General features: G+C 55.7%; 11 protein-coding genes. 6 read left to right on the forward strand and 5 right to left on the reverse strand.

Annotated features, from left to right (window positions below):
- The first annotated feature begins 42 nt into the window (after positions 1-42).
- The 5 genes from XM38_RS18655 (at position 43) to XM38_RS18675 (ending at position 7,029) form a co-directional block, all read left to right on the forward strand.
- A complete protein-coding gene (locus XM38_RS18655) occupies positions 43-3,960 on the forward strand; it encodes a WD40 repeat domain-containing protein (protein WP_088431771.1) in 3,918 nt (1,305 codons plus the stop codon).
- Positions 3,961-4,167: 207 nt separating this feature from the next.
- Positions 4,168-4,605 (forward strand): DUF4079 domain-containing protein, encoded by a 438-nt coding sequence (locus tag XM38_RS18660; protein WP_080808184.1) that lies wholly within the window; start codon positions 4,168-4,170, stop codon positions 4,603-4,605.
- A gap of 85 nt (positions 4,606-4,690) precedes the next feature.
- Positions 4,691-5,185 (forward strand): hypothetical protein, encoded by a 495-nt coding sequence (locus tag XM38_RS18665; RefSeq protein WP_391540817.1) that lies wholly within the window; start codon positions 4,691-4,693, stop codon positions 5,183-5,185.
- The gene (locus XM38_RS18670; protein ID WP_080808188.1) at positions 5,131-5,925 is read left to right on the forward strand and encodes an ABC transporter ATP-binding protein; all 795 of its coding nucleotides are present in this window, start codon (positions 5,131-5,133) and stop codon (positions 5,923-5,925) included. Before XM38_RS18665 ends, XM38_RS18670 begins: the two co-directional genes overlap by 55 nt.
- Before the next feature lie 438 nt (positions 5,926-6,363).
- Positions 6,364-7,029 carry a HEAT repeat domain-containing protein gene (locus XM38_RS18675; RefSeq protein ID WP_080808191.1) on the forward strand — a complete coding sequence of 222 codons (666 nt, stop codon included), beginning with the start codon at positions 6,364-6,366 and terminating at the stop codon, positions 7,027-7,029.
- Positions 7,030-7,546: 517 nt separating this feature from the next.
- Here XM38_RS18675 and XM38_RS18680 read toward each other — a convergent pair.
- A complete protein-coding gene (locus tag XM38_RS18680; RefSeq protein WP_080808194.1) occupies positions 7,547-8,020 on the reverse strand; it encodes a Fur family transcriptional regulator in 474 nt (157 codons plus the stop codon).
- Between the two features lie 320 nt (positions 8,021-8,340).
- On the opposite strand from XM38_RS18680, the gene XM38_RS18685 reads away from it, so the two are divergent.
- Positions 8,341-8,877 carry a DNA starvation/stress protection protein DpsA gene (locus XM38_RS18685; RefSeq protein WP_088430679.1) on the forward strand — a complete coding sequence of 179 codons (537 nt, stop codon included), beginning with the start codon at positions 8,341-8,343 and terminating at the stop codon, positions 8,875-8,877.
- A gap of 16 nt (positions 8,878-8,893) precedes the next feature.
- On the opposite strand, the gene XM38_RS18690 is transcribed toward XM38_RS18685, so the two are convergent.
- The 4 genes from XM38_RS18690 to XM38_RS18700 all read right to left on the reverse strand — a co-directional run bounded on the left by XM38_RS18690 (position 8,894) and on the right by XM38_RS18700 (position 13,572).
- Positions 8,894-9,187 (reverse strand): Asr1405/Asl0597 family protein, encoded by a 294-nt coding sequence (locus tag XM38_RS18690; RefSeq protein WP_187329465.1) that lies wholly within the window; start codon positions 9,185-9,187, stop codon positions 8,894-8,896.
- A 419-nt stretch (positions 9,188-9,606) separates the two neighbouring features.
- Positions 9,607-10,545, reverse strand: coding sequence for a peptide chain release factor N(5)-glutamine methyltransferase (prmC, locus tag XM38_RS27185; protein ID WP_225889357.1), 939 nt, complete (start codon positions 10,543-10,545; stop codon positions 9,607-9,609).
- A 17-nt stretch (positions 10,546-10,562) separates the two neighbouring features.
- On the reverse strand, positions 10,563-12,413 hold the full coding sequence (locus XM38_RS27190) for an NACHT domain-containing protein (protein ID WP_225889358.1): 1,851 nt from the start codon (positions 12,411-12,413) through the stop codon (positions 10,563-10,565).
- A 397-nt stretch (positions 12,414-12,810) separates the two neighbouring features.
- Entirely contained in the window at positions 12,811-13,572 is a 762-nt protein-coding gene (locus XM38_RS18700) for an EAL domain-containing protein (RefSeq protein WP_080808202.1), read from the reverse strand.
- Positions 13,573-13,671 lie beyond the last annotated feature (99 nt).

Consider the following 13,671-nt stretch of genomic DNA (forward strand, 5'->3'; position numbering starts at 1 on the left):
GGCCTGCAACGTCGCCGTTTGTAAGGTCGAATTTCCATGACTATGACCGCTAAGAAGAGCCGGCGGCGGGGTGTTGTTCTATCGTTACAAGGTCAGCACAAACTCGAGGCTGCCCGGCGACAACTTGAGCAGACGGTGAACGGAGGCGATCGCTTCACCCTGGAAGAGCTGTGCGATCGCACCCGGCTGGCCCTCAGCACTATCGCCCGCGTTCTCGATGCTCAGGTCGGCGTCGATAAACAAACCCTGTCCCAGGTCTTTGCGGCCTTCGACCTGCTCCTGGAACGCACCGACTATCAGCATCCCGGCCTATCTCAGGCACCCGACGCCTTCCCGCCATCAGGCTCCACCGCGATTGCCCCGTCCCCGGAGCCATCCCCCCAAACCATCGACTGGGGCGAGGCCATCGACGTTTCCCTGTTCTACGGACGCACCGCCGAACTCGCCACCTTGGAGCGCTGGATTCAGCAGGATCGCTGCCGTCTGATCGCCATCCTGGGCATGGGCGGCATCGGCAAGACGGCCTTATCGGTGAAGCTGGCGCAGCAGTCGGTGGTGAGTAGAGAAGGTCAGGAAGGTGGGGAAGATCAGCTGACAACCTCCCCCCTATCCCCCAATCCCTCCGGACAGGCTACGCCAACACCCCTTCACCCACCCACTCCTTCACCCACCCACTCCTTCACCCACATCATCTGGCGTACCCTCCGCAACGCCCCGCCCCTAGAACTGCTGCTGACGGATCTGATTCAGGTGCTCTCCGGTCAGCAGGAAACGGCGGCATCCCTGACCGTCGGACCGCTGCTGTCGCGCTTCATGCACTACCTACGGCAGCACCGTTGCCTGTTGATTTTGGATAACTACGAAACGGTTTTGCAGGGGGGACAATTTGCCGGCGCCTATCGGCAAGGGTATGAGGGTTACGGTGAGCTGCTGCGTCAGGTGGGTGAGCTTCCCCACCCAAGCTGTCTGGTACTCACCAGTCGTGAGAAACCGGAAACCATCGCCGACTTAGAGGGAGAAACGCTGCCGGTAAGATCCCTGGGACTGCCGGGTCTCCTGCCGGCCGATACCGATCACCTGTTCGACGCCATTGGCTTGTCCCAATCCCCCGCGGGGCGCCGTCGCCTGATGGAGATCTATAGCGGTAATCCCCTGGCGCTGAAGATTGTCGCCACCTCTATTCGGGAGTTATTTGACAGTGATGTGGACGCTTTTTTAGGGGAAGAAACCCTGGTCTTTAACGGCATTCGTCGTCTGCTCAATCAGCAGATGCAGCGGCTTACCCGGCTGGAAAAGCAGGTGATGTTTTGGCTGGCGATAAATCGCGAATGGGTGACCATCGCCGAATTGCAGGCCGATATCGTGCCCCCGGTGCCCAAGCAGCGGTTGCTGGAAACTCTGGAATCTCTGGCTCGGCGCAGTCTGATTGAGCAAAAAAATGCCCGTTTTACCCAGCAGCCTGTGGTCATGGAATACATGACTGAGCAGGTGATTGAGCAGGTCGGAGACGCCCTCGAAACCCTCACCCTCGATCTCGACGCGGTTTCCTCTGAAGGGCTAATCTTCAACGCCTATGCCCTAATCAAAGCCACCGCCAAGGAATACGTACGAGACAGCCAAACTCGCTTGATTTTGCAGCCCATTGCTCGTCATCTGGCCGAATGCTTCAGCTCAGTCGCTGCTCTAGAGCAGCAGATGCTGCGCATCTTGACACGGGTGCGACGCTCGGAAACCCGAGGGTCGAGCTATGGGGCAGGCAACTTAATCAACCTGATGAGTCACTTGCACTTAGACCTGAGTGATTATGACTTTTCTAACCTGACCATTCGACAAGCCTGCTTACAGAAGACCCCTCTCCATCGGGTCAATCTCAAGGATGCTCATCTGATCGCCTGCCGCTTTGCCGAACCGGTTCCCCATCCCAACTCTTTGGCGATCAGTCCCGATGGCGATCGCATGGCCATCGGCGGTGAAGACGGCGCGATTCAAATGTGGCAGGTGTCGACCGGCACTCCGCTGCTCACCCTCCAGGCCCACTCGACGTTTGTGTTTGCCCTAGCCTTTGCTCCGCAACGCGATGCGAACAGCCCGAACGGCAACCTCCTGGCCAGCGGCAGCATGGATTCCGGCATTAAATTCTGGGAGGTTGAGTCTGGCCAGTGCCTGCAAGCCTGGCAGTTTGAACGACCCTGGGCCCTGGCCTTTACCTCCGACGGGCGCTTCCTGGCCGGGAGCCTGGGGGACAGCGATCGCGCCATTCACCTGTGGGACTGGCGCACAGGCCAGTCGCTGAAGACTTTTCTGGGCCACACCGGACCCGCCAGCGGGTTGGCCTTCATCCCCGCTACCGCCTCTCACTCTCAGCGGCTCGTCAGCGGCGGGCAGGACTGCTTGCTCAAAATCTGGGATGTCGATAGCGGCGAGTGCCTCCGTACCCTGACGGATCACCGGGGTATGGTCTGGTCGGTGGCAGTTCACCCCGAGGGTGATCGCTTTGCCACTGCTAGCTTTGACCAAACCATTAAAATCTGGGACGTGGAGACGGAAGTCTGCCTGCAAACCCTGCTAGGACACACCGCCGAAGTCACCAGCGTCCGCTTCAGTCCGGATGGTTTGCTGTTGGTGAGTTCCAGCAGCGATCGCACCCTGCGCCTCTGGGAGGTAGCCACCGGAAAATGTCTGACCGTGCTGCAGAGCCACGAAGATAGCGTCTGGGCGGCGGCCTTCATCGCCGGTCACACCCCTACGGGCGAATGGGCTTCCGGACAGGCAATCGTCAGCGTCGGCATGGATCAGAGCGTCCGGTTTTGGGATATCAGCCACGTTCCGCCAACCTCCGAGAACTCCACCCTAGACCTGAGCGGCCTCTCTGGGCAGTGTTTGAAAACCATTCAGGGGGATAGCACCGGCATCCGCTCCGTTGCCTGCCATCCCCAGGGCGACCTGATCGCCAGCGGCGGACTGGGGGGTGTGGTGCGCCTGTGGGACACGGCGGGTACCTGCCTGCGGGAACTGCCCGGCCACACCGCCAGCATCTGGAAGGTGTCGTTTCACCCTAAAGGCCACCTACTGGCCAGCGCCAGCCTCAACGGCGAGGTCCGTGTTTGGGATGTCGCTACCGGACGCTGCCGGCACAGCCTCTGGCGCAATCAGTCCTGGATTCAAGCCTTTGGGTTCAGCCCCCAGGGGCACCTGGTCAGCGCCAGCAGCACCGACGCCACCATTCTGTTCTGGGATGCGGAAACCGGGGAGTGCTGGCGCAGCATTGCCCTCTCTACCGATGCCTATATCCTCGGTCTCGACTTCCATCCCCAAGGGCACTACTTCGTCTCTGCCGGCAACAACAGCCAGCTACGCTGGTGGGACATGGCCACTGGCGAGTGTTTTCGGGTGCAGTCGGCTAAAGAGGGTCACACCTGGGCGATTGCCTTCCATCCCCAGGGGCACCTGTTCGCTAGCGTAGGCCACAACCTGGATGTCAAACTCTGGGATGCCGACTCGGGCGAATGCCTAGACAGCCTGCTGGGCCATACCGGCATCCACGGCGCTGTCGCCTTCAGCCCCGATGGCACGATTCTGGCCAGCGGTCGCAGCGATCGCACCATCCGCCTGTGGGATGTCGCCACCCGTCAGTGTTTGCATGTCCTGGAAGGCCACACTAGCACCGTCACTTCCATAGCGTTCATGCCTTCCACGGCTCAACCGCTCCACAACCAGCCAGCCCTACTTGTCAGCGGCAGTCTGGACGGCACTGTCTGCCTCTGGGATGTCGGAACCGGCACCTGTCTGAAGCAATTCCGACCCGATCGGCTCTATGAAGGGATGATGATTATCGGGACAACCGGACTGACGGTGGGGGAAAAATCGGCCCTGCTTGCTCTGGGAGCTGTCGAAGGCATACACCCAAGCACAACTCGGTCCATCAAGCCCATCGGAGAAGCCATTGCAGAATGCCATTGACATGCCTTTCCCAGGTGCGGAGACTAACGATTAGCCGACTGCATCAATAGAATCGCTCCTGGTGCGCTAACCTGATGCGATCGCATCTGAGTCCAGTCCGTCACCAGATCATTCCAGAGCTGGGAATCTGACCAATTAAAGCTAGCTGGCCAACGCTATAGTATCCCCATAGACAACGGTTCGCCCTAGCGAGTTCAGGCCAGTTCATTGGATTTACCCTCTTTCATCTGGTTGTGGCGTATCGCTGCCTGGTCCATGGGCCTATCGGTGACCGCTTACCTGGTGTTAGCGACCTTAGGCGGCTGGTTGGCGCTGACCCGGTTGACCAATCGCCCCCGACCCGGCTGGGTGCGATCGCTGCACATCGCCGTAGGGGTAATCCTGGTGAGCCTAGTCTTGTTATTGCTCAGCATCGGCATCATTGGCACCCTGGGGGAATATGGCAGCTTGGGCCACTCCTACCATCTGCCAGCGGGCCTAACCGTGGTCACCCTGGTCTTGCTATCTGCCTGGAGTGCCGCTCGTATTGATGTCAGTCGCCCCTGGGCGCGCCGCCTGCATGTGGGCATCAATGGCATCTTGTTCGTCGCCCTGGCCACCGTGACCTTCACTGGCTGGCAAGTGGTTCAGAAATATTTGCCCTAGGCAAGTATCCCAGCCAAGCATTTGACACTATAGCTACAGACAGTATAGCTACAGACAGTTAGGTTAGGACATTTCAAATCAGTGAATTCTTGGCGTAGCAAACATCCTAATTCTGCCCTCTGCCTTTTTCCTTCTACCTTTCACTATATCAGGCCCCCTGTCGTTGCCTCAAAAGACGATATCATTTGTGTGGCTCTATGGGGCCTTGAGCGAGCGGGTGGTGCTAGATGATGTCGGCCTGCGAGTGACCTACCCGATCTGGATTCGCTGGTTACTGCGTCGGGGTTGGAGCCTCGACTGGTCTCAAATAACGGCCTTGAAACCACGCACCACTGGTCAGAGTGGGTTAGTCTACTACTGTCTCAGCCGGGATCAGCAAGCTTACTTACTGCCCATGCGGGTTGCCGGATTTGCCCGCCTGGTGCAACAGCTAGAGAGCCACACCGGCATTGATACCGGCGATGTGAAGCCCCTGGCCCAGCCCTGGATGTATCTGATTTTGCTAGGGTTTACCGGCCTGTTGCTATGGGTGGATGGTTGGATCGTCTGGACAGCCTGGAGTTTGGAGGGATTATCTTGAGCGTGGTGTTGCAGTTAGAGCAAGTGACGCTAGACTCCCCCCTGAGTGCACAGCCCTTACTCAACCAGATTTCCTTTAGCCTGGCACCCGGGGAGTTTGTCGGTATAGTCGGTCCCTCAGGGGCGGGTAAAACCTCCCTGTTACGCCTGATCAACCGTTTACAGGATGCCAGTCACGGTCAGATTCAGGTGCAGCACCGGCCAGTCTCAGCCTGGCCAGTAGTTTCCCTGCGACAGCAGATGGCTCTAGTGTTGCAAGAGCCCAAGCTCTTGGGCATGACGGTGCAAGAGGCAATGCACTATCCCCTAAAACTGCGGGGGATGGCGGCGACGGAAGCGCGAAAGCGGGTAAACCATTGGCTAGAGCGCCTGCAAATCCCTCGAGACTGGCAAGGCCGGACGGAATTAGAGCTGTCCGTCGGTCAGCGGCAGCGGGTAGCCATTGCTCGAGCCCTGGTGACTGAGCCGCCGCTACTGCTACTCGATGAACCCACCTCGGCTCTGGATGTGGGTCATGGCGAGCGGCTGTTGGCCTGCCTGCAGGAGTTAGCCACTGCTCAGGGAATGGCGATTTTGATGGCTAACCATCAGCTGGATTGGGTGGAACAGTTCTGCAGTCGGGTGCTGTATCTGCAGCAGGGCAAGTTAGGGGGGGATTGGCCGGCAACGGTGGTCAATTGGCATCACCTGCGAGAGGCCATTGCCGATGTGGAACGCCGAGCCGCGGCTGAGTGGGACTAACCAGTCTTTGAGGATGCTTGCTCATGGATGTGGACCCGATTTCTGTCGACTTTTGGCAACAGTGGCACCAGGCTGGCTCCCCTCGCTGGGATCTAGGAGTGGCGGCCCCTCCCCTGGTATGGCACCTCACCCACTGAGTTGCGCCAGCACTATTTAAAGGCAGAAGGCAGAAGGCAGAAGGATGAAACTGGTATGGCACCTCACCCACTGAGTTGCGCCAGCACTTCCGTTGCCGGTTTCAGCTCCGGCGCCTGGAACCGGCCACCGATTCCATCCCGGCTCGCCAGGGGGAAGAGCAGCTCGCAGACTTTCAGGTAACTCCAAACCCCTGATGCAAGCCGAGCATCGGCAACGGGGCCAGACCTGCGATCGCACCAAGCAGCATGAGAGGTTGCTATACTAGGCAAGATAAAGTTTTGTTACTTTTTTGAGCCTGTCATGAGCATTGTTGACTTAGAGCATATCTCCCAGCAACTGGATAGTAAAGACCCCAAAGATCGCATGCTGGCCTTGGCTGCCTTGAGGGGGGTGTCCCCTGAGCAGGCTGCCCCCTTGATCCGTAAGGTCCTCTATGACGGCAATCTACAGGTCCGCTCCATGGCCGTTTTTGCCCTGGGTCTAAAACCAGACGAGCAAGCCTGCGATACCTTGATTAACTTGCTCGAGCATGACCCGGACTATGGCATCCGCGCCGATGCTGCCGGTGCTCTAGGCTATCTCGAGGACCCACGTGCCTTTGGGCCCCTCGTGCGCGCCTTCTACGAAGATACGGACTGGTTAGTCCGATTCAGTGCGGCAGTCTCCTTGGGTAACCTGAAGAATCCCCAAGCCCACGACGTCCTCATCGAAGCCCTAGGCAGCGATCAGGAGATCATGCAACAAGCTGCCATTGCCGCCATTGGCGAGATCGGCGATATGAAAGCCTTAGATGAAATCCTCACCTTTGCCCAGTCCGAGGATTGGTTGGTGCGGCAGCGCTTGGCCGAGGCCCTGGGTAACCTGCCCAGTTCTAAGGGAGAATCAGCCCTACGCTTCCTGGAGAAAGATGCCCATCCTCAAGTTGCCACCGCCGCTCGGCTGTCCCTGCAACGACTGGTTCAATAAGTCGGTATCCGCCTAATCGGTTAGCAGATCGTCTCTGAGCCAGAATATAGTTCAACAGCCTGGAGATTAGGCGAGAACTGAGTTCTGGCTTTCGATCATTAGAACCTCACCTACAGCGTCGCTCAATTTACGGGGGACCATCATCCAGGAATCAGACCCTATCGCAAACGCAGTGTGGTTAGGACGATTTGGATGTCTGAAATTCCTATGCCGCCAGGGGTGTACTTCTGCCTTGTGCTACAAGCGTTAAGAGCTAATTTGCAAAGGGAATCCTAAAGAACCGTCAAGGCAAGTGTTCTCAAGGCTTCTAGCGATCTTGCAGGAGTGTTCGCGGTGTTTCTGAAAACCTTGCTCTGACGACTGTTTAGGCGGTTTGCAAATCACCTCTAAGGGATTCGCGTCAAGATAAAGTACCCATCAAGGGGATAGCAGGTGATGGGGTGATGGGGTGATGGGGTGATGGGGTGTTTTTTAGGCGCAACTCCCTAAGCAGGTCCTGAATTCTGTAGTCCAAACCCTAGCTGAGATGAGTTGGAATCAGGTGATGCTGACAGTTGGAACAGACACCATAGATTGTAAATTGGCAGTCGAGGATGGAATATCCTTGACTTGCTGCTTGGTCGTGAGCCACCTCAGAAGTCATGTCTTCCTCAAACTCCACCACAGCCCCACACTGGACACACACTAAGTGATGATGATCGCCTGCATAGGGATTACTAAGCTCATAGCTTTTCTTGCCGTCGGCCAACTCTAACTCCCGCAATAAGCCTAAATTCACCATGACATGCAATGTTCTGTAAATTGTCGATGGGCTAACATGTTCACCTTGACAGGCCAACTGATGGTGAATGGTGTCTGCATTCAAGTGTTGGCCTTCCTGACAAGCATGGAACAAACCAATAATTTTCTGGCGCTGTCTCGTAAAGCGAAATCCTCCTTGATGGAATAGCTCTTTCATCAGGTCTCCAGCTTGGCTCGGGTCGGTTGTCATAGGCGCAGGTGAGTGGGGTTCGGATTGTGAATAGGTCATTAATACATCCTCTGAGCCAAAAGTATTGTTATGTGTTGAAAGCAATTCTCAAATAGTGAATTAGAATTTGCAAAACAGTGTGAAAAGAAACTTAAAAAGAAGCGTGGGAATTGCAATTTATTCTCGATTGAAATGGTTTCATGGCAAAAACTGATAACTTTTTGCTGTAATAGTGACTTGCCAGCAACCAAATCAAAAAAATGGAGGTAAGCTGATGGGTATGAGCTGGAAAGTATGGATTCGACCATCTGTTGAATCACCACAAGATCTGGGGATTAGCTATGCCTACTACCGAAACGCTGCTACAGTCATCCAATGAAATTACTGACAATCCAATCTTGCTAGAAAAGAGCATCACAGAGCCGATCTGCGAAGGACTCGGGGTTGCTTATGCCAGCTTCATGGCCCTCTACCTGCAGTACCAGAAACATCATTTTGTGGTGGAGGGGGCTGAATACTACATGCTCCATGAGTATTTCGCTGAAAGCTACGGGGAAGTGCAAGAACATGCCCATGATGTGGGCGAGCGTCTCCATGGGCTAGGAGGTATCCCGGCTCACTCCTTCAGCAAACTGGCGCAACTCTGCTGTTTTGAGCAAGAGTCCGATGATGTGTTTCGCTGCCGGTTGATGATTGAGCATGATCTAAAGGCGGAGCAATCATTGGTTGACGTGCTTCGACGTCAGGCTGCTCAGGCAGAAAGCCTGGGAGACCGAGCTACTCGCTACCTCTACGAGCAAATTCTGCTCAAGACTGAAGAGCGCGCCTATCATCTTGAGCACTTCTTGACTCGGGACAGCCTCAAGCTGGGCTGGTAGATAGCGTTGATACTCTTCATCGACTGGAAGTCCCGCGCTTTCTGGGGGAAGATGCGGGGCTTTTCATCGGTTTTTGTCGACATCGCTCTAGGCGTTCAATCAAGGTATGGCGAGGGGCAGTGAACTGTTGCACGACACTCCACAGTTGCACGGCACTGCTTGCTGTAGTTACTTCTACTCGCAGGGGTTGACCATTGCTGCAACTGCAGGACACGTCTAGCTGTTGCAGCCGACTATAAATGTTCCAGCGCTCTACTCGGTCAATCTGCAGAACGCTATTGAGTTGGGTATCTGGAATCGAGAATTCCATGGAGCCTGGTCCTTGCATAAAGCGCTAATTTGTAAGTAAAGGCATCTTAGGAAGCTTTCAAATAAGGTTTTGCCAAAGATTCGGGTGATTTTACATAGGCGGCTACCGTTGCCATGAGAACATGTGAGCTATGACGAACATGAGGTCGGCAGGCTCTGATAGGAACAGTTGTAAATTAGGACGGAAGTCAGGAGGGATTATCCTGCAATTCCTTACGGACAAGGATATTCCATGGCAAGGCTCAATGCAACCGATTTTCAATAGTGAAATCTATTGATTTGCTCCCTGCTCGATAAAAGCCCTCTTATAAGGGGACTTTAGGTAGCTGTTGAGTGGAAGTGTTGCAGACTACAGTAAGATTCTCTTAAGTCTATTGACAGGTACTCTCAGGATAGTGTATCTGGGCCATTTTGCTGGGCTTATTGAGAGTGCCTTCTGCTCCCTTGAGGACCCTGGCAACGGGCCTGCACGAAGCGTTCTAGGCCTGCTAAATCTCGATGCCTCTGCAGATCGCAGTAGGCGCCGTGCTGTTGTAGCTGCTGCAGGATGGTGGCTGGTTGTCCGGCCATAGCTTCGATTAACCATAGGCCGTTAGCTTGCAAGTAGTCAGGGGCAGCATCGATCAGGTGCTGAATGGCAGTTAGTCCATCGGGGCCTCCGTCCAGGGCCAGACGGGGTTCATGGACAGCGACCTCTGGGGCTAGGGTCGCGACCATGGCGCTGGGAATATAGGGGGGATTGGCAACCATGCCGGCCAGTTGTCCCCGCAGGTCTGCTAAGGGAGTAAACCAATGTCCCTGGCGCAGTTCGATGCGATCGCACAGTCCATTAGCCGCTGCATTGGCTGCCGCAAGGGCCAGGGCCTCGGCAGAGCAATCGACTGCGATGATGTGAGCCCGGGGCAGGGCTTTAGCCAAGCCCAAGGCAATAGCTCCACTACCGGTACCCAAGTCCACCCAGGTGCCGGCTTCTAGGGCAGGGGTCTGGGCCACCGCTGCATGCACCAACTCAATCAACAGCTCGGTTTCAGGGCGGGGAATCAGCACAGCCGTAGACACCTGTAGCGTGAAATCCCGCCATTGAGTCTGACCCACCAAATATTGCACCGGGATATGCTCTTGCCGGCGCCGTTGCCAGAGCGTTTCTAGGGCCGGCAATCCATAGCGACACGGAATCGCAGCTCGTTGCCGAAAGCTCTGCAGCCGTAAAGACAAGCCATCTACATCGCTAATGGCCCGCACCAGCCAGTCCACCTCGGCAGGGTCAATCTGTTGCGCCAGCGCCTGTTGACGGGCCATCTGCCACCACTGCCACAGCTCCGAACCAGTGATAGTATGGGCACCTTCGGTCCTCGACACTGCTCCCTCCACTGCCCCTAGCCCAGCCGACGATGGCTCGATGGGTCTGGCAGAAACTGCTGTCGCACCAGGTCGTGTACGAAGCGATAGCCCCCGCCCACCTGCTGCAACAGGCGGCGTTCGGTGGCGTAGCCTAGAAACCGCCGATAGTTCCAGGGCATAGGGCGCTGGGCGCTGAAGCAGAGCAGCCCCCGGATGAGGAAATGCTGTAGACCGTAGGAGGACCACAGGGCCAGGGCTAGCAACAAGGCCAGACCAGTTCTCACTGTGGGGCTGGCCATCAAGGCTCCTGGAGATAGACCTGCGATCGCACCGATACCGACGATCACCGCTGCCACCAATAACCACGCTCCCAAGCCGTGACGCACACCATGCATCACATCTTGATTGGGCTGCAGGCGAATCTGGATAATCCCTTGCAGGCCTACCTTCAGTTCCAGAACTAGGAATCCTGCGGCTCCCAGTAATCCGCCTAGCATTCCTCCAATCCCGAAACCAGCCGAAGGATTCCCAAATCGAACCGCCCCTAACCAACCCACTCCCCCTAATAGCAATGCCCCGACCAGGGCCGGGATCACCACCCGCAATCCCAGGGCTAACCCCGCCGGTCCAGTCAAACTGGCCAAGGACAACTGATAGGTGGGGGCCGCCTCCACATCTACCTGGGAGCCCATCAGTCCAACCGCCAGGCCCACTAGCCATTGCTGAGACACCGAGCCAACCAATAGGGCCAGGCATAACCCTAGCAGCAGCCGATAGACCCAGCCGCTAGTCCCTGGCAGCAGGGCCGGTCGCAATTCATCAATATAGAAAGTATGGCCCTGGTGTTCCATCCGCTGGGCCAGCCAGCTCAAATACCGTCGTGTGGTGGCCTCATTGGGGTGTTGTCCCTGGCCATAGTGCCGACTCTGAATCGGTCGGCTGAGTTGGCGTTCCACATAGGCCTGCACCAGTGCCGACTGTTTCTTCTGTATTGCTTGGCCATCATAGGCTTCCACCAAGCAGTTCAACAGCAAGGGAAACCGAGCCAACTGCTGCAGGACTGAACTGGCTTTAATGCCCTTCCACAGCTCTGGCCGCTGCACCCCCATGACATACTCCTTCACCTGCTGCGCCACTAGGGGCCGCAAATGAATGCCACCATTAAACTCACTCAGGGTAATGCCCGTCTGCTCTAAAATCTTACGCCGACAGCAAAACACCACCGTCTGGTTCCAATGGGAGCGCATATAGGTCTCTACTACCCGAGCACACTGGCGTTGTTGGGCACCCTGCAAGGCATCAAAGCCGTCTAGCATCAAGGTCAGGGCATGGGTTTCCATCCAGACCTTCGATAGGGTCATCGGTAAGCGATACTGCTGCCAAAGTTGCCCCTGAACCCAAGGCAAGAGCTCTTCCCCCTGCCAATCAGCCAAATCCAGCAACACCGGAACCGGTGATGCCGTAGTCGCCGCCCTTTGGAGCAACTTTGCAGTCATCCGCCAGAGGGTATGGGTCTTGCCAGCTCCGGCTTCTCCCAAGATCAAGAGCCGCCCGGTAATATCATCTCGCTGAAACAGCTCAACCACCTCGTCAATGGTCGACAACACCTGAGTTTTTTGCTGAGTAACCCGAAAGGACCAGATTTGAAACTTTAGGGTAATCAGGTCTTCTGGTGGGGATGAGGCCGCAGGCGTGCCTTGACGTTGCCGGGCTCCCCCTGGCACTCCAACCACTGACTGCTGAGGCCGCCGCATCTGCTGCAGCCGATAGAGTGATGACTGTTGGCAAAGTCGCACCTGTTGCCCCACCGCCCGAATTAACTGTTGGCGATCTTGAGCCGTCGGCTGACGCCCAGGGAGAAGTTGCAGTAAGGAAGACTCGACCATGGAAAAACGCCAGATGCACGCAGATAACCTATGGCCACAACTATAGCAATCTCCTTACCAAGGAGACGATTAGACTAAAAATTCTAGGTCTCAACTCCCCCTGCCGTTGACCACAAGCCCTAAAGCTCTGGCCTCATAGCACCGCTAGCCTTGATACCGTTAGTCTGCTTTGTTCTCGGCGGTGACAGTCCGGTTTTCTGTTGGTATTCAAGTCAACGTGTTCCGAAAGCCCTTGTGATCAAGGCGTTGAGGCGATCGGCTGAGTACTTGAAGCAAGTTATACTGAAGAAGTCTCCATTACATGACCGGGCTTGATGCCTACTGACAGTCAGTTGAGTCACTTAGATATTGCTGCTGATATGCTCTGGTGAGCCAATGCAGTCCCGCTGTTCATGAGTTATGCTGGCCAGTGGACGGTGGCTAGGGATTGCCAACTGGGCTTGGCGAAATAAAATCCTTGCAGTAACTCAATGCCCATGTCTTGTAACGCTTGCATCTCTTCATAGGTTTCGATGCCTTCGGCAATCAGTTCGACACAGAGTTCTCGACAGACCTGTACGATCCCTTTGACAATCGCCTGTCGACTATTATCTTGATCGATATGCCGAGTCAAGGCCATATCCAACTTAATATAGTCAGTTTGAAAGTCTGCCAATAAGTTGAGCCCGGAATGACCGGCGCCAAAGTCATCAATGGCCGTACGAAACCCCCGACGCTTATAATCCTCCACAATAGAACGGAGGTGAGTCAGATCTTTTACCTCTTCCGACTCAGTAAACTCAAAGATGATGCGATCCAGCGGAAATTGATATCGCTTGGCGGCCATCAAAGTAGTTTGGATACAGTTTTCGGGATGATAGACGGCATTAGGCAGAAAGTTGATGCTAAGGTCGCTTTGGATATTGAGTCGGGCAGCTAGCTCCACGGCCTTGACCCGACAGGCTTGATCAAAGTCGTAGCGAGTTTTATCCGTTACTTGAGCTAGAACATAGCCAGCAGATTCCCCATGTAGCCCACGCACCAGGGCCTCTTGGGCGAAGATCTGACGTGTTGCCATATTCACGATGGGTTGAAACGCCATGGTGAAGTCGAAGTCTAATCTCTGGCCTCGATTGCAATCAATGCAAGCGGGGAGGCTTGGAGGCTTCTGATCAGTCATAATAGGCATCTTCGGTGAACGAATAGTAAGCTCAACGTTGGATACGGATAGATTCAGTGTGCGACCGACGAGTTTTATCCCATTGCCCCCTAAGCTAGG

The organism is Halomicronema hongdechloris C2206, assembly GCF_002075285.3.
Taxonomy (GTDB): Bacteria; Cyanobacteriota; Cyanobacteriia; order Phormidesmidales; family Phormidesmidaceae; genus Halomicronema_B; species Halomicronema_B hongdechloris.